Annotated in this window: 17 protein-coding genes; 9 read left to right on the top strand and 8 right to left on the bottom strand. The window is 70.6% G+C overall.

The window, feature by feature from the left end:
• The first annotated feature begins 37 nt into the window (after nt 1-37).
• From AB0I45_RS05605 to AB0I45_RS05590, 4 genes are all read left to right on the top strand, one after another.
• Nucleotides 38-1,138 (top strand): alpha/beta hydrolase, encoded by a 1,101-nt coding sequence (locus AB0I45_RS05605; RefSeq protein ID WP_295688515.1) that lies wholly within the window; start codon nt 38-40, stop codon nt 1,136-1,138.
• Between the two features lie 10 nt (nt 1,139-1,148).
• Nucleotides 1,149-2,033 (top strand): aminodeoxychorismate lyase, encoded by an 885-nt coding sequence (locus AB0I45_RS05600; RefSeq protein WP_295688516.1) that lies wholly within the window; start codon nt 1,149-1,151, stop codon nt 2,031-2,033.
• A 127-nt stretch (nt 2,034-2,160) separates the two neighbouring features.
• Nucleotides 2,161-2,475, top strand: a complete 315-nt coding sequence (locus AB0I45_RS05595; RefSeq protein ID WP_137318636.1) for a DUF4235 domain-containing protein — start codon at nt 2,161-2,163, stop codon at nt 2,473-2,475.
• A gap of 253 nt (nt 2,476-2,728) precedes the next feature.
• Nucleotides 2,729-5,089: a (Fe-S)-binding protein gene (locus tag AB0I45_RS05590; protein WP_295688518.1), complete on the top strand. Its 2,361-nt coding sequence runs from the start codon at nt 2,729-2,731 to the stop codon at nt 5,087-5,089.
• A gap of 144 nt (nt 5,090-5,233) precedes the next feature.
• On the opposite strand, the gene AB0I45_RS05585 is transcribed toward AB0I45_RS05590, so the two are convergent.
• The 6 genes from AB0I45_RS05585 to AB0I45_RS05560 form a co-directional block, all read right to left on the bottom strand.
• Entirely contained in the window at nt 5,234-5,869 is a 636-nt protein-coding gene (locus tag AB0I45_RS05585) for a fumarylacetoacetate hydrolase family protein (protein ID WP_295688519.1), read from the bottom strand.
• Nucleotides 5,870-6,019, bottom strand: a complete 150-nt coding sequence (locus tag AB0I45_RS05580) for a hypothetical protein (RefSeq protein WP_295688521.1) — start codon at nt 6,017-6,019, stop codon at nt 5,870-5,872.
• A gap of 63 nt (nt 6,020-6,082) precedes the next feature.
• Nucleotides 6,083-6,853, bottom strand: a complete 771-nt coding sequence (aroD, locus tag AB0I45_RS05575) for a type I 3-dehydroquinate dehydratase (protein WP_295688523.1) — start codon at nt 6,851-6,853, stop codon at nt 6,083-6,085.
• Nucleotides 6,854-6,884: 31 nt separating this feature from the next.
• Complete coding sequence (locus tag AB0I45_RS05570; RefSeq protein ID WP_345029234.1) at nt 6,885-8,189, bottom strand: Dyp-type peroxidase; 1,305 nt, start codon at nt 8,187-8,189, stop codon at nt 6,885-6,887.
• A 222-nt stretch (nt 8,190-8,411) separates the two neighbouring features.
• Nucleotides 8,412-9,092, bottom strand: a complete 681-nt coding sequence (locus tag AB0I45_RS05565; RefSeq protein ID WP_295688527.1) for a copper chaperone PCu(A)C — start codon at nt 9,090-9,092, stop codon at nt 8,412-8,414.
• 359 nt (nt 9,093-9,451) lie between these two features.
• The gene (locus AB0I45_RS05560) at nt 9,452-10,048 is read right to left on the bottom strand and encodes a hypothetical protein (protein ID WP_345029231.1); all 597 of its coding nucleotides are present in this window, start codon (nt 10,046-10,048) and stop codon (nt 9,452-9,454) included.
• 520 nt (nt 10,049-10,568) lie between these two features.
• On the opposite strand from AB0I45_RS05560, the gene AB0I45_RS05555 reads away from it, so the two are divergent.
• From AB0I45_RS05555 to AB0I45_RS05540, 4 genes are all read left to right on the top strand, one after another.
• Nucleotides 10,569-12,110, top strand: a complete 1,542-nt coding sequence (locus AB0I45_RS05555; RefSeq protein WP_137318629.1) for a glycine betaine/L-proline ABC transporter ATP-binding protein — start codon at nt 10,569-10,571, stop codon at nt 12,108-12,110.
• 3 nt (nt 12,111-12,113) lie between these two features.
• Nucleotides 12,114-12,977 carry an ABC transporter permease subunit gene (locus tag AB0I45_RS05550; protein ID WP_137318628.1) on the top strand — a complete coding sequence of 288 codons (864 nt, stop codon included), beginning with the start codon at nt 12,114-12,116 and terminating at the stop codon, nt 12,975-12,977.
• A 106-nt stretch (nt 12,978-13,083) separates the two neighbouring features.
• On the top strand, nt 13,084-14,094 hold the full coding sequence (locus AB0I45_RS05545) for a glycine betaine ABC transporter substrate-binding protein (protein ID WP_137318627.1): 1,011 nt from the start codon (nt 13,084-13,086) through the stop codon (nt 14,092-14,094).
• A 237-nt stretch (nt 14,095-14,331) separates the two neighbouring features.
• Nucleotides 14,332-16,020 carry an HNH endonuclease signature motif containing protein gene (locus AB0I45_RS05540; protein WP_295688531.1) on the top strand — a complete coding sequence of 563 codons (1,689 nt, stop codon included), beginning with the start codon at nt 14,332-14,334 and terminating at the stop codon, nt 16,018-16,020.
• 121 nt (nt 16,021-16,141) lie between these two features.
• On the opposite strand, the gene AB0I45_RS05535 is transcribed toward AB0I45_RS05540, so the two are convergent.
• Entirely contained in the window at nt 16,142-16,603 is a 462-nt protein-coding gene (locus AB0I45_RS05535; RefSeq protein WP_137318625.1) for an isochorismatase family protein, read from the bottom strand.
• 115 nt (nt 16,604-16,718) lie between these two features.
• Between AB0I45_RS05535 and AB0I45_RS05530 the strand changes: the two genes are divergently transcribed.
• Nucleotides 16,719-18,032 (top strand): magnesium and cobalt transport protein CorA, encoded by a 1,314-nt coding sequence (locus tag AB0I45_RS05530; protein ID WP_295688535.1) that lies wholly within the window; start codon nt 16,719-16,721, stop codon nt 18,030-18,032.
• A gap of 103 nt (nt 18,033-18,135) precedes the next feature.
• Here AB0I45_RS05530 and AB0I45_RS05525 read toward each other — a convergent pair whose 3' ends face one another.
• A complete protein-coding gene (locus AB0I45_RS05525; RefSeq protein ID WP_295688536.1) occupies nt 18,136-19,050 on the bottom strand; it encodes a LysR family transcriptional regulator in 915 nt (304 codons plus the stop codon).
• Nucleotides 19,051-19,092 lie beyond the last annotated feature (42 nt).

Below are 19,092 nucleotides of genomic sequence, written 5' to 3'. Positions count from 1 at the left end.
GCGCCGGCGGGCGCGGCGGGCGGGTACAGTCGCTCGCATGTCCCGGTTCACCCTGAGCGATGAGGCGCGCGCGTACCTCGCGGAGAATGCGCGCCGCAATCCTGTCCCCGCCCCGCAGCTCACCCTCGCCGAGGCGCGCGCCGCCGCCGTCGACCTCGCCTGGCGCCAGTCCGCACCGGTCCCCGTCGCCGCGGTCCGCGATACCTTCGCCGTCGGGCCGGCCGGCTACGTCCCGCTGCGCATCCACGACCCGGGGCCGGCCCCCGCGGCGGGCCCGCAGGGAGCCGCGGGCACCTCGGGCACGGATGCCGCGGATCCGGCTCCGGCCCCTGCGGAATCGCCCCTGCGCCCCGCGCTCCTCATGCTGCCCGGCGGAGGCTGGGTGACGGGGACCGCGGAGATCGCGGACGTCGCGGCCCGCCGACTCGCCGTCGACGCCGGCGCGGTCGTCGTCACCGTGACCTATGCGAAGGCCCCCGAGCACCCGTTCCCGCTCCCCCTCCTCGACTGCGTCGCGGCCTTCGCCTGGGTCGTCGCGCACGCCGCGGAGCTCGGGGTCGACCCCGCGCGGATCGGGATCATCGGGGACTCCGCGGGCGGGAACCTCGCCGCCGCCACCGCACTCGCCCTGCGCGACGCGGCGGAGATCCCCGTGCCGCAGCACCGGGCGGCCGCGGGGGCCGACCCCGCCGTCCCACCCGTCCACCGCTGCACGAGCACCCACCGACCGGCGGCCCTCGTCCTCCTCTATCCCGCCACCGACGCCGCCTGCGACACCGCCTCCTACCGCGACTTCGCCACCGATCACGGGCTCACCGCCGACCGCATGGCCTACTACTGGGACTGCTACACGGACGCGGGATCGCGCTTCCACCCGCTCGCCTCGGTGGGGCGGGCGGAGCTCCACGGACTCCCGCCCACCATCGTCGTCACCGCCGGCTGCGACGTGCTCCGCAGCGAGGGCGAGGCGTTCGCCGCCGGCCTCGCCGCGTCGGGCACGTCGTGCGAGCTCTGGGAGTACCCGCGCACGGTCCATGGCTTCTTCCACTCCGATGGGGTGCTCCACGACGCGGCGGAACTCCTCGACCGCCTCGGCCGCAGGCTCCCCGCCCTGCTCGACGACCGCGCATCGCTCTAGGATGAGCCTCATGTCAGCTGCCCCCGTGTCCGACTCGCTCGCGCTCATCGACCTCGCCGGCGCGGAGTTCCGCCTCGTCGACCCCCGCGCCCCGCACCTGCGGGTCGACGACCTCGCCCCGCACCGCGGCGACGGCATCTTCGAGACCGTGCTCGTCACCCGGCTCGCCGGCGCCGACCACCTCCACGCGCGCGAGCTCCACTTCTCCCGGTTCCGCGCCTCGGCCGCGATGCTCGACCTGCCCGCACCGGACCCGACGCTCTGGCACGCCGCGCTCGACGCGGTCATCGCCGACCATCGGGAGCGGCGCGGCGACGACGAGGCGTTCACCGTCCGCTACAGCATGAGCCGCGGCCTGGCCGAGGCCTCGGGCTGGGTGCTGTCGATCCCCCTCGACGCGAAGTACCCCGGGCAGCGCGCGCACGGGATCGACGTCATCACCCTCGACAAGGGGTTCCCGGCCTACGTCGGGCAGTCGGCGCCGTGGATGCTCATCGGCGCCAAGACGCTGTCCTATGCGACGAACCAGGCCGCCGCGCGCTGGGCGGCGTCCCAGGGCGTCGACGACGTCATCTTCCTCTCCCACGACGGCCGGGTGCTCGAGGGCCCCACCGCGAACGTCGTGATCCGCCGCGGCGGCGAACTCCTCACCCCCGACCCCAAGGCCGGGCTGCTCCACGGCACCACCCAGCAGACGATCTTCGCCCACGCGGCCGAGGCGGGCCTCCTGTGCTCCTACACCGACCTCACCGTCGACGACCTCACCGCTGCCGACGGCGTCTGGCTCACCTCCTCGGCCCGCATCAGCGTGCCGCTCAACACCCTCGATGGGGAGGAGCTGCGGCGCGACCCGGAGCTCTCGGAGCAGATGCTCGCCTGGGTGCTCGGCGGCTGAGACCCGGAGCCGCGCGCCGCACCCGGGCACGCACCCCGGAACCTGCGCACGCACCGCACCGGATCCCGCGCCTTCGGACTAGGCTGGACCCGACACACCCGATTCGACTTCTGAGGAGACCACTCGCATGGGCGGAAAGATCGCTTGGCAGATCATCGGCGTCGGCGGTGCGGCACTCGCCGCCATGGCCGCGCGCAAGACCCTCGGCCTGGTCTGGGAGAAGACCACCCACAAGCCGGTGCCGATCAACACGCAGGACGACGAGATCGGGCTCGGCGAGGCACTCGCCTGGACGATCGTCTCCGGCGTCGGCATGGCCGTGGTGCAGCTCGTCGTGCAGCGCGCCGCCGCGACCACCGTGCGCAACAACTGGGGCGAGACCGCCCTGCCCAAGAAGCTCCAGAGCGCCGCGCGCGTGAGCAAGGACGACGAGCGCGGCTGAGCCGCACCGGCGGATGCCCGGAGCGCGTGGGCCACTCACCCGCGCGCTCCGGGCATCCGCTCCGCCGCACCATCCCGGAGTCCTCCTCCGGCACAGCTCCGACACCGGGCGCTTCCCGCGCATGTGTCCAGGTCATGGGCGATTCTGATCAATCGTTCAGGCCCCGGTTACAGTAGGCTGAGCAGTTCAGTAGAATTGCCGCACAACTGTATCCGCGCCCGACTTCCCCTCGGGCCACCTGGGAGGTTCACTCATGCACGCCCTGCAGATCCTCGCGATCATCATCGGCGTCGGCGCGACCATCGTCGGCTGGTCGTTCTTCCTGACCCGGGTCGGGAAGTTCGTCGGCTTCTTCAAGCTCGGCGCCCCGACCGCCGCCGGGGAGCGGACCTCCGAGCCGGGGAAGCGCACCGGAACCCTGATCAAGGAGTTCCTCGGCCACACCCGCATGGCCCGCCTCCCGATCGTCGCGATCGCCCACTGGTTCACGATGATCTCCTTCGGCGTGCTCGTCCTCACGCTCGCCCAGGCCACGATGCAGCTGTTCGACCCGCACGCGGTCCTCCCGCTCATCGGCCACTTCTTCCCGTACGAGTGGATCACCGAGTTCTTCGCCGTCACCGGCCTGCTCGGCATCATCGCGCTCATCATCATCCGGCAGCGGAACCATCCGCGCGATCTCCATCGCAAGTCGCGCTTCTTCGGCTCGAACTTCTGGCAGGCGTACTACGTCGAGTTCACCATCCTCATGGTGGCCCTGTGCATCGCCCTGCTCCGCGGCCTCGAGTACGTGCTCCAGGGCCGCGCCGGCCAGGAGAACCTGCTCCTCCACTTCCCGCTGACCTTCTGGATCGGCGAGCTCTTCTCCGGCCTGTCGACCGGCGCCGTCGAGGCCCTCATCGTCGTCATCGCGCTCGTCAAGATCCTCGTCTCCTACGCCTGGATGGTCACCGTCGGCCTCACCCCGACCATGGGTGTCGCCTGGCACCGCTTCCTCGCGTTCTTCAACATCTGGTTCAAGCGCCATGCGGACGGCCGCACCAGCCTCGGTGCCCTGCAGCCCATGCAGAACAAGGGCGAGGCGATCGACCTCGAGGCCATGGAGGACATGGACGAGGACGCCGTGCTCGGCGTCGGCAAGGTCGAGGACTTCACCTGGAAGGGCCTGCTCGACTTCTCGACCTGCACCGAGTGCGGTCGCTGCCAGAGCCAGTGCCCGGCCTGGAACACGGAGAAGCCCCTGAGCCCCAAGCTCATGATGATCAACCTCCGCAACCACGCCGACGCCAAGGCGCCGTGGCTCAAGGCCGCGGAGCAGGCGAAGGCCGAGGCGACGCCCCCGGCCCCGCTGCCCGAGGACGCGGACAAGAAGGCGAAGAAGGCCCACGCCAAGGAGATGGCCGCCTACCAGGGCATCACCGACCCGCACGAGAACCTCGACCTGCTCGGCACCCTGTCCCAGGCCGCCCAGACCGAGGCGGTCCGCCCGCTCGTCGGCGCCCAGGACGTCGAGGAGCTCGCAGAGATGGGCGTCATCGACCCCGATGCCCTGTGGTCGTGCACCACCTGCGGCGCCTGCGTCGAGCAGTGCCCCGTCGACATCGAGCACGTCGACCACTTCGTCGACATGCGTCGCTACCAGGTGCTCATCGAGTCGGCCTTCCCGACCGAGCTGTCCGGCCTGTTCAAGAACCTCGAGAACAAGCAGAACCCGTGGGGCATGTCCCAGCGCAAGCGCATGGAGTGGGCGAAGAACCTCGACTTCGAGATCAAGCAGGTCGGTGCCGACATCGAGGACCTCGGCGAGGTCGAGTACCTGTTCTGGGTCGGCTGCGCAGGCGCCTTCGAGGACCGCGCGATGAAGACCACGCAGGCGATCGCGGAGCTGCTCCACACCGCGGGCGTCGACTTCGCCGTGCTCGGCGACGGCGAGTCCTGCACCGGCGACCCGGCCCGCCGCGCCGGCAACGAGTTCCTCTACCAGATGCTCGCGCAGGCGAACGTCGAGGTGCTCAACGAGATGAAGGCGCGCAAGATCGTCGTGTCGTGCGCGCACTGCTTCAACACGATCGCCAACGAGTACCCGCAGATCGGCGGCAAGTTCGAGGTCGTGCACCACACCCAGCTGCTCAACAAGCTCGTCCGCGAGAAGCGCCTCACCCCGGTCGCCCCGGCCGCCGGTGAGACCGTGAGCACCCCGGTGACCTACCACGACCCGTGCTACCTCGGCCGTCACAACGGCATCTACACCCCGCCGCGCGAGCTCATCGGCTCCCTGCCGGGCCTCGAGTACCGCGAGATGGAGCGCTCCCAGGAGCGGTCGTTCTGCTGCGGCGCCGGCGGTGCGCGGATGTGGATGGAGGAGACCATCGGCTCCCGCATCAACATCAACCGCACGCAGGAGGCCGTGGCCACCGGTGCCGAGCAGATCGCCGTGGGCTGCCCGTTCTGCCGCGTCATGCTGTCCGACGGCCTCACCGCCGAGCAGTCCGAGGGCAACGCCTCGGAGGGCGTCGAGGTGCTCGACGTCGCGCAGATGCTGCTCGCCGGCGTGCGCCGGGGCCAGGGCGGACAGGGCGGTCGCACCGACGCCGAGGAGCCCGCTCCCGTCTGATCCGCAGGACCGGGAACGCGCTCACATCACCGGATCCCCCGCACGGCCTGCACCGCTGGCCGGACGGGGGATCCGGTGCGTCCGGGCACGAACGGTGCCGCGGCCCGAGCTCGCGGGAGCGCGGCCCCTGCGACTCGGGGCCTCCTACTCGAAGGGCAGGGTGACGGCGCCGAGGCCGGCGAACTCGGCGCGGACCACCTGGCCGGCGGCCACCGGCACGGCCGCGCACACCGAACCGAGCATGACGACGGAGCCGGCACGCATGACCGTGCCGCGTGCACCGAGCTCGTTCGCGAGCCACACGAGGGCGTTGAGCGGGTTGCCGAGGACCGCACCGCCGGCACCCGAGGCGACGGTGCGGCCGTCGACCTCGAGGACGCAGCCGGTGAGGACCGGATCGAAGTCGTCCCAGCGGATGCGCCGGGTGCCGAACGCCGCGGCTCCGAAGCTCGCGTTGTCGGCCACGGAGTCGACGACGGTGATCCGCCAGTCGGCCACCCGGGAGTCGATGATCTCGAGCGAGGCGAGCGCGTGGTCGATCGCGGCGAGCGCCTGCAGCGCGGTGACGCCGGGCCCGGCGAGATCCTGGCCCAGGACGACGGAGATCTCCGGCTCGATCTTCGGTGCGATGAACCGGCCGGTGTCCACGGGAGCCCCGGACAGCAGCAGTCCGCTGCGGGTGAGCACCCCGAAGTCCGGTTCGCGGACACCGAACTGGTCCTGCATCGCGCGCGAGGTCAGACCGATCTTGTACCCGACGACCGCATAGCCGGATCCCACTCACTCCTCGATCTGGAGACGCTGCACCGCGTAGGCGTCGTCGAGGTCCATGCCGGGGTGGGCCGCGCTCGGCTGCGGGATCGGCGTCCCGGTGCGGTGCGCCTCGGCGAGGGCGGAGGCGAGTGCGGAGCGCTGGGTGTCCTCGAGCATGGTGTCCTCCTGGCGGGCGGCTCCCGGCGGGTCTGTTCCGGCAGGAGCCGGTGGGGGCTGAGGTCAGTCGGCGCCGAGCGCGTCGAGCGCGGCCCGCACCTGGGGGACGGTGAGCTGGCCGGGTGCGGAGATCTCGCCGACGGCGGCGAAGGTGGCCGCGGAGCCGAACTCGCTGCCGACGAGGCGGGTGGCCTTGCCGAGCTCGCCCATGGAGATCGCGACGACCGGGATCGGCAGGGTGGCCTGGGCGCGCTCGCCGACGCTGAGCACCTCGAGCACGTCGGTGCGGTGCTCGGGCATGACGGCGATCTTCGCGACGTCCGCACCGGCCCGGTGCATCTTCGTCATGAGGCTCATGAGGTGCTCGGCCGGAGGGGTGTGCTCGAAGTCGTGGAAGGACGCCAGCACGGACACCCCGGCGTCGTGGGCGCGGCCGATGAGCGACTCGGCGGTGTGCCGCTGGAACTCGATGTCGACTGCGGCGGGGGCGAGCTCGATGAAGGTGCTCACGAGCCCGGCGTAGGCGTCGTCCGTGAGCGGGGCGAAGCCGCCCTCGCCCCGGGTGCGGACGGTGACGAGGACGGGCTGGTCGGCGGCCGCGCGCAGTGCCTCCCAGCCCTCGCGCACGATGCCGCGGATCCCTTCGAGCTCGTGGGTCTCGAGCGGGTGGTCGGCGCCGCGGAGGACGTCGAGGGCGTCGACGCGCCATTCGATGACGTCGACGCCCTCGGCGCACCGGGCCGCCTGCTCGCCGAGCGCGGACGGGGTGGGTGCGGTGAGCGGGACGATGACGGCGGGAAAGGCATCCGCGGGCGCGAAGGGCAAGGGCTTCATGCGTCCCACTGTAGTCCGCCCGCGCGGCGTCTCATCCCTCGAACAGGCGGCTGCCGATGTAGTCGCCGTCCGCGATTCCCGGCGGGATCGCCCACACCGTCGAACCGATCGGGGTGGTCCACTGGTTGAGCAGGTCCATGCCGCCGAGCCGGCGCTGGATGGGGAGGAACTGGCGTCCGATGTCCGCCTGGTACGAGGCGAACATCAGTCCGGCCGTGCTCACCCGGCGGGACCCCGACGGGCCGGTGCCTGCCGTGGAGGCCTCGGGCACCCCGTGGTAGTTGTACACCCGCCGGAAGATCTGCTCCTCCGGCTTCGCCTCGTTCCGGGACCGCGCCACGTGGCTCGCCGGCGAGATCCTCGTGAGCCCGCGGGCGTCCACCGCGGTGAGGTCCGGGACATCGTGCTCGTCCGTGCCGGTGAGCGGCGCGCCGGAGGCGAGGTCCCGGCCGACGGCGAACTCACGTGCCGGCCGGTCCGCCTCGTCCCAGGTCTCCATGTCCATCGCGATGTCGCGCAGCACGAGGGTGGTGCCGCCCTCGCGCAGCCAGGCGGGATGATCCGCGCCGAGGTCGAGAGGCGGCTCGCCGCGGGCGGAGAACACCGGATCCGCCCGGCCGGTGCTCTCTCCCCAGACGAGGCGGGCGAAGTCCTCGGAACCGGGGCCCGGATTGGCGGTCCCGTCGACCTGGCCGAACATGTTGCGCTGCGTGGTGCCGGTCGGATCGGACCCGTAGGCACGGCGGAACGCGGTGCGCGACCAGGCGACCGCGGCGAACGCGCGCGCGTCCTTGAGCAGCATCCGTGCGGCGTGCGCGACGGCGAGCGCATCGTCGCCGCAGATCTGCAGGAGCAGGTCGCCGCGGCTGCGCTCCGGTTCGAGACGGTCGATCGTGAACTCCTCGAGGGGTCGCAGCCAGTCGGGGACGTGGCGGCGGCCGGCGAGCGCGACGAGTCGCTCGCCGAATCCGAACGTCACGGTGAGCCTGGCCGGCTGCGGCGTGAGCTCGGGCTCGGGGTCGGCGAGCGGGGCGCGGCCCTGGGTGAGGGCCGCGGCGTCGTCGGTGAGCAGCCGCAGCATGCTCACCGCTCGGCGCGCGGTCGTCTCCTCCTCGAGATCGATGCCGATGAAGAGGGCGTGGGCCTGCGGAATCGTCTCGACCCCGGCCTGGTGGCGGGCGTGGAAGGGCTCGAGGCGGGCTCCGTTGAGGCCGGAGGTGTCGGGCAGCGCGGCGGGTGCCGGTGCCGGGTCCCGCGGTGCGAGGAGACCGGCGCCGACCCCGGCGCCGACACCGAGGACCGAGGCGCCGAGGACGTGGCGGCGACGGATGTCCATGGGTTCAGCTCCTGGAGGTGTGTGGTGGTGGATGGGCAGCGCATCGGAGTGGGCAGTGCGCTGGAGTAGGCGGAGATGGTGGGCAGTGCGTCGGGGTGGGTGGAGACGGGACCGGGGCGGAGCCGGCCCAGCACCGGTGAGGAACCGGTCCCAGGAGGAGCGGGTCGAGGTGCTCCGCGGCCCGGGCACCTCGCGCCCGGGCCGCGGTGCACCCTCGGCCGGTCAGTGGCCGTGGTCCTGCACGTACTCCTCCTGGGCGCCGGTGAACTCCTTGGCGACGACCGTCGTCTCGACCTCGCCGCCGGCGGTGAGCAGGGTGATCGTCACCTCGTCGCCGGGGAGGATCGGCTCCTGCAGGTCCATGAGCATGACGTGGTCGCCGCCGGGCTCCAGGGAGAGGGAGCCGCCGGCGGGAACGAGGAACCCGCCCTCCTTCTCCTGCATCATCGTGCTCCCTCCGTCGTCGCTCGCGGTCTCGTGGAGCTCGGCGGATCCGGCGGCCGCGCTCTCGGCCCCGGTGATCCGGAGTTCGGAATCGGTGGGGTTGCGCAGGGTGCCGAAGGCACCGGTCATCCCCTCCTCGGCGGCCTTGACCCAGCCGTCCTCCCAGACGAGGGGCGCTGCGTCGGAGGCCTCGGCAGCGGCATCTCCGGTCTCGGAGCCGCCGGGGTCCGCTGCGGCCCCCGCAGTCGGATCCGCAGCGCCGGATTCGGACGGGCCGGGTGCGGAGCTCCCTGTCGGACCGCAGGCGGCGAGGCCCAAGCTCAGGCCGATCGCGGTCGCGGTGAGGAGCGCTCGGCCGAGCCCTGGAGCGACTGCTCGCGAGGTGGCCCGGGTCGTGGTGGTCGGTGCTGTAGCGGCCAGTGCTGTTCTGGCCGGTGCTGTGGTGGTCGGTGTCTTCACGGTGTGTCCTACTGGGGGTGATCGGTCGAGCCGCTCGGCACCGGGGACAGGAGTCGGCACCGCCGCGCTCCGCCGTGGTGCCGCGCCGGCAGCCGCAAGGCCGGTCGGCCGGTTGGGCAGACGGGCGGACCGGCGGGAAGGCCGGCGAACCGTCGTCGAGCGCGCGATCAGTTGGGCCGGGGCCATGGGCTGGGCCGGCGATTGCGCCGAATGCTGGACCGACGGTCCATCACGGCCGGCGGGCCGCCGCGGGGGCGGGTCAGCGGGAGCGTGCGTGCACCTCGGCGTCGGAGCGATCGACCGATCGGTGGATGGGATGAAGCACCCGAGCGGGTGCGCTGTGCCGGACGACGGCGGCGTCAGGCAGGGAGCGCCGACGGGGGCCCCCGGCGGAACTGCGCGCCGAGGACCGCCGTGGAGACCCGCATGACCAGCGGGGACCGCGGAATGCGGGGCGCACGGCGCTGCGCGGGCCGGGCACGCGGAGCGAGGAGGAGTGCGAGCGGGGCGAGGAACTCGTCGAACAGTGCGAGCAGCATCCCCTCGCCGTGCCGCAGGAAGGCGACGGTGAGGACGGTGGCGCACAGGTGGGCAAGCAGCATCGCCGAACCGGTCCCGGCGCCCGCCGTGTGGGCGGCGTGGGCCGCGCTGTCCGCGGTGCCGAGCACGAGCAGTTCCGCACCCGAGTGCATGCTGCGCACCTCGATCGGGCCTGCGGAGAACACGGTCATGGTGCCGTGGAGGAGCACCTGGGCGAGCGCGACGACGGCGGTCAGGGAGAGGACGCCGAGGCGCCGGCGGGCGAGCATCGCCCCCACCCACAGGGTGAGGACGAAGGCGACGACGACGGCGAGCACGGATCCGGCTCCCCCGGCCCCTGCATGGAAGACGAGGGCGGTGAGCGTCGCGCCGGAGGCGGCGGCCAGTGATCGCCACAGGCGCACGTGCCCGGACATCCGATCGCCTCCTCCTGGCTGTCGCCGTTCCTGCGGGCCGCGGTGGCGAGCGAACGACAGCGCCACCGGGTCGGCGCCATTCTACCAAGCGTAGAAGTGCCTGATCCCGACGGGAGGAGCACGTGCGGATGCACAGCCGGGGAACCGGCCTCGCGCCACGGCAGTCGGGGGGCGACTCCCCAGGTCAGAGGCTCGGGATTGTGATCGCGCGGGCCGTTTCCGACCGGCCGGGAGTAACGATCCCGTAACTCCCCACTGGCGAGCATCGTCCCAGGTGAGAAGGTAATAAGTGGCCAGATTCGCACCTCGGCCACGGGATGGGACCGCTCGCTGAGACAGTCCTGACGACGCCGGTCGATATGGTCGATGAGTCAGAGGTGGAGCACACCCGGGGTCCCCACGCGCTTCTCGCACCGTCTTCCGCGGTCGTCCGCGACGCCCAGCGCAGCACCGAGCGGCCCCGCAGCCGGCACCGGCGAGCTCGCTCCACTGCACGCACCGACAGGAAGGACTCGTCCTCGTGACAGCTGTCCGCGCCTCCCACGTCTACAAGGTTTTCGGCCGCAACGGGAAAGAGGTCGTCCAGGGCCTCAAGGCCGGTAAGACCCGGGACGAGCTCAAGAGGCTCGGCACCGCGGCCGTCATCGACGCGAGCTTCGAGGTCGAGAAGGGCGAGAGCTTCGTCGTCATGGGCCTCTCCGGCTCCGGCAAGTCGACTCTCATCCGGATGATCAACGGCCTGTGGGCCCCCACCGCCGGCACCGTGGAGGTCGCCGGTCAGGACATCTCACGGATGAGCTCCGGCCAGCTGCGCAAGCTCCGCAGCGACAACATCGCAATGGTGTTCCAACACTTCGCGCTCCTGCCCCACCGCACGGTGCGGGAGAACGCGGCATACGCGCTCGAGATCAAGCAGGTCTCGAAGACGCACCGGCTCGAGCGCGCCGACCACTGGCTCCAGGTCGTCGGGCTCGGCGGCTGGGGCGACAAGTATCCCGGCCAGCTCTCCGGCGGCATGCAGCAGCGCGTCGGCCTGGCGCGCGCGCTCGCCGCGGAGACCGACATCCTCCTCATGGACGAGGCGTTCTCCGCACTCGACCCGCTCATCCGGCGCGAGATGCAGGACCAGCTCGTCGAGCTCCAGTCGACCCTCAACAAGACGATCATCTTCATCACCCACGACCTCAACGAGGCGATGTACCTGGGCGACCGGATCGCGGTCATGCGCGACGGCCGCATCGTGCAGATCGGCACGGCCGAGGACATCCTCACCGACCCGACCGATGAGTACGTCGCGAGCTTCGTCCAGGACGTCGACCGCACCCGTGTGCTCACCGCCTCGTCGATCATGCAGAGGCCGACCGCGGTCATCACCGACACCGCCGGGCCGCGCATGGCGATCCGGATGATGGAGGACGTCAAGACCTCGGGCCTGCTCGTCACCACCCGCGACCGGCGGCTCGTCGGCCAGATCAGCGACCGGGCCGCCGTCAACGCCTCGCGCGAGGGCGCCAAGGACCTCCGCAGCGTCATCACCACGGAGAACGTCCTCACTGTGCGACCCGAGACCCCGATGTCGGAGCTGTTCGCCCAGAGCTCCTCCTCCCCCGTGCCGCTGGCCGTGGTCGACGAACAGGACCGTCTCATCGGCGTCGTCCCGCGCATCGCGCTGCTCAACTCGATGGCGAGCGTCAGCCCGTCGACCGGCGAACTGCCGATCACCCGGCTGTCCGACAGCGACACCGGCCAGCAGGCGGAGGCTGATGAGGTGGTCGCGAGTCGGCCGACCGCCGGCGATCCCGCCGGTGCTTCCGCGGTCGGCGGCGCATCCGCAGTCGACTATGCATCCGACTCCGCCCCAGAGGGCGTCTCGGGCGAGGGGCCGAACGACATCGACGATGCCGGACGACCGGGAGCGGCCTCACCGATCGGCGGCACCGCCCCCTTCGTCTTCACTCCCCCGGAGTCGGCCGGCGCGTCCGCATTCGGCGGCGAGTCTCCCGAAGCGGAGCCCCCGACCGGCCCCGATGCCCCCGCACCCACCGACGAGAAGGGAGTCTGAGCCATGGAGTTCGATTTCTTCAACCCGCGCATCCCGTTCGGTCAGTGGATCGAGAGCTTCATCGATTGGTCCACCGAGACCTTCAGCCTCCTGCTGAGCCTCCTCTCCACCGTGCTCGGCGGTCTCTACGACTTCTTCTTCTGGGCGCTGAGCTCGCCGGTGTACCTCATCATGATCGTCGTCCTCGCCGCACTGGCCTGGCTCGCGAGCGGCTGGAAGCTCGCCGTCTTCACCCTCGTCGGCTTCTATCTGATCCGCGCGCTCGACCAGTGGACCAACTCGATGTCGACGCTCGCTCTCGTCATCGTCGCCGTCCTCATCGCAGTCGCGATCTCGATCCCGCTCGGCATCCTCGCCGCCAAGTCGGACATCGTCTCGACGATCCTCAAGCCGGTCCTCGACTTCATGCAGTCGATGCCGGCACTCGCCTACCTCGTGCCGATCATCGTGATCTTCGGCATCGGCCAGGTCCCGGGAGCGATCGCCACGATCATCTTCGCGCTGCCCCCGGGAGTGCGCCTCACCGAGCTGGCGATCCGCCAGGTCGATCCCGAGGTCGTCGAGGCCGGACAGGCGTTCGGCGCCTCGGACGGGCACATCCTCTCCCGGATCCAGCTGCCCCTGGCGATGCCGACGATCATGGCGGGCATCAATCAGGTGATCATGCTCGCCCTGTCGATGGTCGTCCTCGCCGGCATGGCCGGAGCGCAGGGCCTCGGCGGTGCGGTGATCTCCTCGATCAGCTCGCTCAACATCGCTCTCGGTGTCGAGGCCGGGCTCGCCGTCGTCATCATCGCCGTCTACCTCGACCGTGTCACCGCCGCGCTCGGCAACCGCTCCGCCCTCGAGCGGGCTCGATCCGCATGACTCGACCCGGGCACGGGCGCCGACCCCGGTGCTCGCTGCGCGGCTCTTCAGCCCCATCGCACTGACCATCTTCCGATACCAGCATCTGATCCACCGAGGAGGAACCATGAAACTCACCACGATGTCCAAGGTCGGCGGCGTCCTCGCCGCCTCCGTGCTCGCACTCACCGCCTGCGGCGTCTCGAACGAGGGCGGAAATTCCGGAGGAGGCGGAGACGAGACCGCCGCCGGCGGCGGCTCCGAGGTCGACTGGTCCGACTGCACTCCGGGTGAGGAGTCCGCGGACACCAGCTCGATGGAAGCCGATTCGGACACCGACATCACCATCGGCGCCTTCGACGGCTGGGACGAGTCCTTCGCCGCGGCCCACCTCTACAAGTACCTCCTCGAACAGGACGGCTACACCGCCGACGTCCAGTCGTTCCAGGCCGGGCCGGGCTACACCGGCCTCGCCGAGGGCGACATCGACGTCATCCTCGACGGCTGGCTGCCCCTGACCCACGCCGACTACCTCGAGCAGTACGGCGAGGACATCGAGGCGCACGGGTGCTGGTACGACAACGCCAAGCTCACGCTCGCCGTGAACGAGGACTCGCCGGCCCAGTCGATCGCCGACCTCGCGGAGATGGGCGACGAGTACGGCAACCGGATCGTCGGCATCGAGGCGGGCGCAGGCCTGACGAAGACCACCGAGGAGTCCGCCATCCCGACGTACGGCCTCGAGGACTACGAGTTCATCGTGTCGTCGACCCCGGCGATGCTCTCGGAGCTCAAGAAGGCGACCGACAGCGGGGACAACATCCTCGTCACCCTGTGGCGTCCGCACTGGGCCTACGACGCCTTCCCGGTCCGTGACCTCGAAGATCCCGAGGGTGCGATGGGCGAGGCCGAGCTCATCTACAACTTCACCCGCTCCGGATTCAGCGACGACCACCCGAAGGCCGGTCAGCTGCTGAAGAACCTCGTCATCGACGACGAAGCCCTCTCCAGCCTCGAGAACGTCATGTTCTCCGAGGAGAACTACAACGGTGAGGACCTCGACGGTGCCGTGGAGGAGTGGGCCGGCGACAACGCCGAGTTCTTCGAGAACTGGAAGTCGGGCTCGATGGCCGGCTGATCCCGACCCGACCGACGAGGAACGGCCCTGCAGCGTCACGCTGCAGGGCCGTTCCGTGTGCAGGGCCGTTCCGACAGCTGCTCTCCACAGCATCCGGTGGATGAATCCTGCCGCGCGAAACTCTGTTCGAATATACCCTTGCACTGTTCGATTCCATCGGCTAGCATGATTGTATGATTCGAACACATTATTCATTCGATGACGATTGGATCGGAATGCGTAGAGGAAGCGACGGCGATGCTCACTGTGCATGAGCCCACGGGCTACCGCAGCCGCCACACGCGTCCTTCACCGGCGCTGGTCTCCGAATCGGACCTCAGCGCGATCACCGCAGGCTTTCCCGAGGTCCTCGAATCGATCACCGCCATCACCCGCCTCGCGGCCGACATCCGGGCGCACGCCCGCAGCCTCAGCGCGTCGGACATGCTCGCCGGTCTGCGTGGGATCGAGGACCTGCGTCGCCGCCTCGATGGCCTGTCGGCCGAACTCACCGCCCAGTTCTCCCGTGAATCCGATACCGCTGCCTATGGCGCGCGCAGCACTCGCTCGCTGCTGCGGGAGAAGCTGCGCATCTCCGGCGGGGAGGCGCAGAGGCGGCTGCGACTGTCGGAGGCAGTCGGTTCGCGTACGAGCCTGACCGGGGAGAGCATGGAACCGGAGATGCCCGCACTCGCCGAAGGCATCCACTCCGGCACCTTCTCCGCCTGCCAGGTCACCGGTGCCGCCCGGGTCGCACACGAACTGCCGTCGACGGTGTGGGAAGCCGAAGCTCCGACGATCGACCGGCTGTTCGCCGAGAACCTCAACACGGTGCAGGTCGCCGACATCCCCACCCTCAGCCGACGGGTGCTCGATCGCCTCGATCCGGATGGGGAGATGCCGAGCGAGCGCACGCACCCCGACCGCTACCACGTGACGCTGTCCTCGCGGAAGAACGGCGACTGGTCGCTCACCGGACTGCTCACTCCCGCGACCGGCACCGCCCTGCACGCACTGCTCACCGACCGGTCCGCCGACCGCGCGGACCAGCGCTCAGGGGATCCGCGATCAGGCACGCCAGGATCGATTGACGCGGGCTCCTGCGAAACCTCACCCCCGAGCGGTGGTGACGGAGCCTCACCCCCGAGCGGTGGTGACGGAACGACCGCAGACATCCCTCCGCGCACAGCAGAAGCAGCAGATTCACCCGCCGGATGGAGCTTCCTCACTCCATCGGCCACGGGTGTCACGCGGGACGGAGAGCCGGCCCATCATCATGTGGAGCCTGATCGCCGCCCCGACGGCGTCCGCCGGCACGAGCGCTTCTCACAGCTCATGACCTCCGTCGCCCGTGATCGCACGCAGCACGGCCCCGGGTTCGCTCTCATCGTCAGCGCGACAGCAGAGCAGATGGCCCGGGGCCGCGGAGAGGTCGAGACCCAGGCCGGGACCCCGATCCGGCTCGAGGATCTGCTCGCGCTGTCAGCCGGCGGTCAATTCTTCTACCACTCGACCAAGCCGGGCACCGAGAAGGTCGAGATGCGCACCGAGAACCGCTTCGCGAACAAGAAGCAGATGGTCTGCCTCACCGCACGCGACCACGGGTGCACCTTCCCCGACTGCGACATGCCCGCCGGCTGGTGCGACGCCCACCACATCGTTCCCCACGCCCGCGGAGGGCCGACCGACACCGAGAACCTCACCCTCGTCTGCGCCTTCCACCACCACCAGCACGAGCGATGGGGCTGGGAGGCCGTGATGATCGACGGGCTGCCCGCCTGGCGCCCGCCGGGATATCTCGATGCCTTCCGCGAACCGGTCTTCCACTCCCGCTTCCGCGCTCGGCTCCTCGAGCTCCCCGCCGCACTCGTCAGCACCCCGTCCGGAGCGAACGGCAGAGAGGAAGCACGCCGACGATCATGGGACGACGATGTGCCGCCGTTCTGAGAGCGTGGGGTCGCTCAGCTCTGTGCGCGTGCGGTCCCTCAGATCTGAGAGCGGGTGTCACTCAGTCCTGAGCGCGTGCGGTCGCTCAAGGCGCGGGCCGGTCGCTCAAGGAGACAGAGCGTCACATCCGCAGCCAGACGTCGGCGACGTCCTTGATCATCGCGCCGGACTCCTCGGCGTCGGAGAGCCACTCGACCGGCGTACCGGAAAGATCGCGGGTGCCATCGGCGAGGACGATCACATCGAAGTTGCACGCCAGCGCCGCCATCGCGGTGTGACGGATGGCCTCCTGGACGTCGACGCCGCCGATGATGATCCGGTCGACCGCGAGGTCATGGAGACCCGCCGCCAGATCATCGACACCGTCGAATGCATCGGCGGACTCCGACACCAGGCCCAGGTCGTCCCCGACCTCGAACACCGACTCCGGCAGCTCCGGGGCGCCCGGCGCCACGGGTGCCGACACGAACACCACGACCCCGCCGGTGGCCCGTGCACGGGAGATCAGATCAGCGATGACCTCGGTGATGCCCGTCGCCTCCGCGCGCGTCTCCTCCGTGTTCATCACCATGAGTGCGTCCATGGGATTAGCATGCCATAGTGAGGCATCACCCGATCGGCGCGGACATTCGGCCCCATCCCGGGGCGGCGGACACGCGGATCCACGCTCGACCGAGCGGCACACGAGGAGGCACAGGATGTCCGACCCGAGCGACGAGGCGCCTCCCGGTCCCGGCGGAATGCCGGGCGGCTCCGCGCCGGGTGAGCCACCTCGACGCCCCGACACCGCCTCGACCTCCGGCACCTTCGTCCTCTACACCGACGGCGAGGACTCGACTCACCTCTCCACGATCACCGAGGCCGCCGATGCGCTCGCCGCGGCACCCGCCAACCCCGACGCCCCGCCGTTCCTGTGGATCGACATGCTCCGACCCACCGACGCCGAGCTCGCCGAGCTCGCCGCACGCTTCGACCTCCACCCGCTGGCCGTCGAGGACGCCGTGGAAGCCCATCAGCGCCCCAAGTACGAGCGCTACGGCTCCACCGACTTCATGGTCCTGCGCCCGGCGGCGCCTTGGCCCGGACGCCGACCTGCGCACTCCCCCGTGAACCGGTTCGCCGAGGCGCCCGCTGTCGACTCCGGCCCCGCCGAGCCCCGGTCGTCAGCCGCCCTGACGACCGCGCACGCCGCCCCGCGGGCCCCGCACACCCCGGAGGCCGCGGAAGCCGACGCCGCAGGGCTCGACCGCACAGCCCCGGAGGAGGCCGAGATCACCGAGGTCGTGATCGGCGAGCTCCACATCTTCCTCGGCACCGACTTCATCATCGTCGTCCGGCACACTCCCGCCTTCGACATCGACGCCGTGAGGACCGTGTTCGAGGACGACCCGCGCTTCCTCGACCACGCCCAGTTCTCCGCGCTCTACCGGATCATGGACCGGGTGGTCGACGACTACGACCCTCTGCTCATCTCTCTCGAGGATCGCGCGGACGGTCTCGAGGAGCAGCTCTTCGGCACCGGCCCCATCCCCTCTCAGCAGGTGTACCGGCTGTCCCGCGAGCTCATCGAGCTCGAGCGCGCGGTGAGTCCCCTGTCCCCGCTCATGTCCGCCGTCTCCACCGTCCTCGAGCAACACACCGCTCCTCCGGACCTCGCCCGCGGGCTGCGCGACGTCGCCGACCACGTCCACAGCGCCACCGAGCGCATCGAGCGGCTCCGCCAGCTCCTCCGGGAGATCTTCACGGTCAACTCGACCCTGATCTCCGAGCGCCAGAACGAGGACATGCGCCGCATGAACGAGCTCTCGATCACCCAGAACGAGCACATGAAGAAGATCTCGGCGTGGGCCGGCATCCTCTTCTTCCCGTCCCTCGTCGCCGGCGTCTACGGCATGAACTTCCAGCACATGCCGGAGCTCCACTGGCTCATGGGATACCCGTTCTCGCTCGCGATCATGGTGGCCGGCTGCGCGATCTTCTATGTCATCTTCAAACGCGTCGACTGGCTCTGAGCACCGGCCCGCCCGTCGACGACTGCCGCGCGACGGCGCGGACCTTCCGGCGGCGCTAACCTAGCGGCGACGCTAACCTACCGACGGCGCCGTGCGCCCCGTCTCACCGGTAGCCGAGCCCGTCCCGCGCCTGCTCACGGAGGGCATCCACCGTGCGTGCGATGAGCGGACGCTCCCGCGCACCCCGACGGATCGCGGCGACCACCCGTCGGTGGGGTGCCGCCGGGCCGGCGACGGGGGCCCGGACCACCCGGTAGTCGCTCGAGATCCGCGCCAGCCGCGGGACCAGCCCGATCCCCAGACCCTTCTCGATGAGCGTCGCCTCGGTGTCCCACTCAGCAACTTCGTGCGCCACCCGGGGTGTCGTCCCGGCGGCCGTGAATGCCGCGATGAACAGGGCTCGGTACGGAGTCCCCGGTCGCGCCGCGATCCACGGCTCCTCACCGACCTCCTCGAGGGAGATCGACTCCCGCCCGGCCAGGCGGTGGTCCGCCGGCAGCATGATGTCGAGCGGATCATCGAGGAGCGCGATCCGCTCGTAGCGGGGATCGCCGGCCCCGGCGCTGGCCTGCATCGACACGACGATCGCCAGGTCGAGGCGGTCGGCGAGCAGGAGGTCGAAGCAGCGCTGCGGGTCCGCCTCGACGATGGAGATCCCCAGCCCGGGGGCCTCGGCCCGCAGCCGCACTGCGACCGGCGCGAGCAGCGCCGCCGTGGCTGTCGACATGCCGCCGAGCCGCAGCTGCTCCGCCTCCGCTCCGCCATCCGCGGCGAGGGCTGCACGCACGCCCTCCCAGTGCGTGAACAGGCCGTCGGACTCCTCGACGAGCCGCCTGCCGGCCGAGGTGAGCCTCAGCCCGCGTCCGTCCTTGTCGACGAGTCGCAGTCCGAGATCCGCCTGCAGCCCTCTGAGCTGGGCGGACACTGCCGACGGGGAGTAGTCGAGTGCCTCGGCGGCAGCCGTCACCGACCCGCAGGCGGCGAAAGTGCGGAGCACGGTGAGCCGATGATCGATCATCCACCTATTCTGCACGATACTGTCGATTTTCTTGCGCTTTTA

Source organism: Brevibacterium sp. NPDC049920, assembly GCF_040656435.1.
In the GTDB taxonomy this organism is placed as follows: Bacteria; Actinomycetota; Actinomycetes; order Actinomycetales; family Brevibacteriaceae; genus Brevibacterium; species Brevibacterium pityocampae.
This window is presented reverse-complemented; position numbering and strand designations above follow the sequence as displayed.

Coding starts and splice junctions, on each gene's coding strand:
- AB0I45_RS05595 (WP_137318636.1), top strand. CDS start 2,161: ATGGGCGGAAAGATCGCTTGGCAGATCATCGGCGTCGGCGGTGCGGCA.
- AB0I45_RS05550 (WP_137318628.1), top strand. CDS start 12,114: ATGGAGTTCGATTTCTTCAACCCGCGCATCCCGTTCGGTCAGTGGATC.
- AB0I45_RS05600 (WP_295688516.1), top strand. CDS start 1,149: ATGTCAGCTGCCCCCGTGTCCGACTCGCTCGCGCTCATCGACCTCGCC.
- AB0I45_RS05535 (WP_137318625.1), bottom strand. CDS start 16,603: ATGGACGCACTCATGGTGATGAACACGGAGGAGACGCGCGCGGAGGCG.
- AB0I45_RS05540 (WP_295688531.1), top strand. CDS start 14,332: ATGCTCACTGTGCATGAGCCCACGGGCTACCGCAGCCGCCACACGCGT.
- AB0I45_RS05530 (WP_295688535.1), top strand. CDS start 16,719: ATGTCCGACCCGAGCGACGAGGCGCCTCCCGGTCCCGGCGGAATGCCG.
- AB0I45_RS05605 (WP_295688515.1), top strand. CDS start 38: ATGTCCCGGTTCACCCTGAGCGATGAGGCGCGCGCGTACCTCGCGGAG.
- AB0I45_RS05545 (WP_137318627.1), top strand. CDS start 13,084: ATGAAACTCACCACGATGTCCAAGGTCGGCGGCGTCCTCGCCGCCTCC.
- AB0I45_RS05580 (WP_295688521.1), bottom strand. CDS start 6,019: ATGCTCGAGGACACCCAGCGCTCCGCACTCGCCTCCGCCCTCGCCGAG.
- AB0I45_RS05570 (WP_345029234.1), bottom strand. CDS start 8,189: ATGGACATCCGTCGCCGCCACGTCCTCGGCGCCTCGGTCCTCGGTGTC.
- AB0I45_RS05560 (WP_345029231.1), bottom strand. CDS start 10,048: ATGTCCGGGCACGTGCGCCTGTGGCGATCACTGGCCGCCGCCTCCGGC.
- AB0I45_RS05590 (WP_295688518.1), top strand. CDS start 2,729: ATGCACGCCCTGCAGATCCTCGCGATCATCATCGGCGTCGGCGCGACC.
- AB0I45_RS05525 (WP_295688536.1), bottom strand. CDS start 19,050: ATGATCGATCATCGGCTCACCGTGCTCCGCACTTTCGCCGCCTGCGGG.
- aroD (WP_295688523.1), bottom strand. CDS start 6,853: ATGAAGCCCTTGCCCTTCGCGCCCGCGGATGCCTTTCCCGCCGTCATC.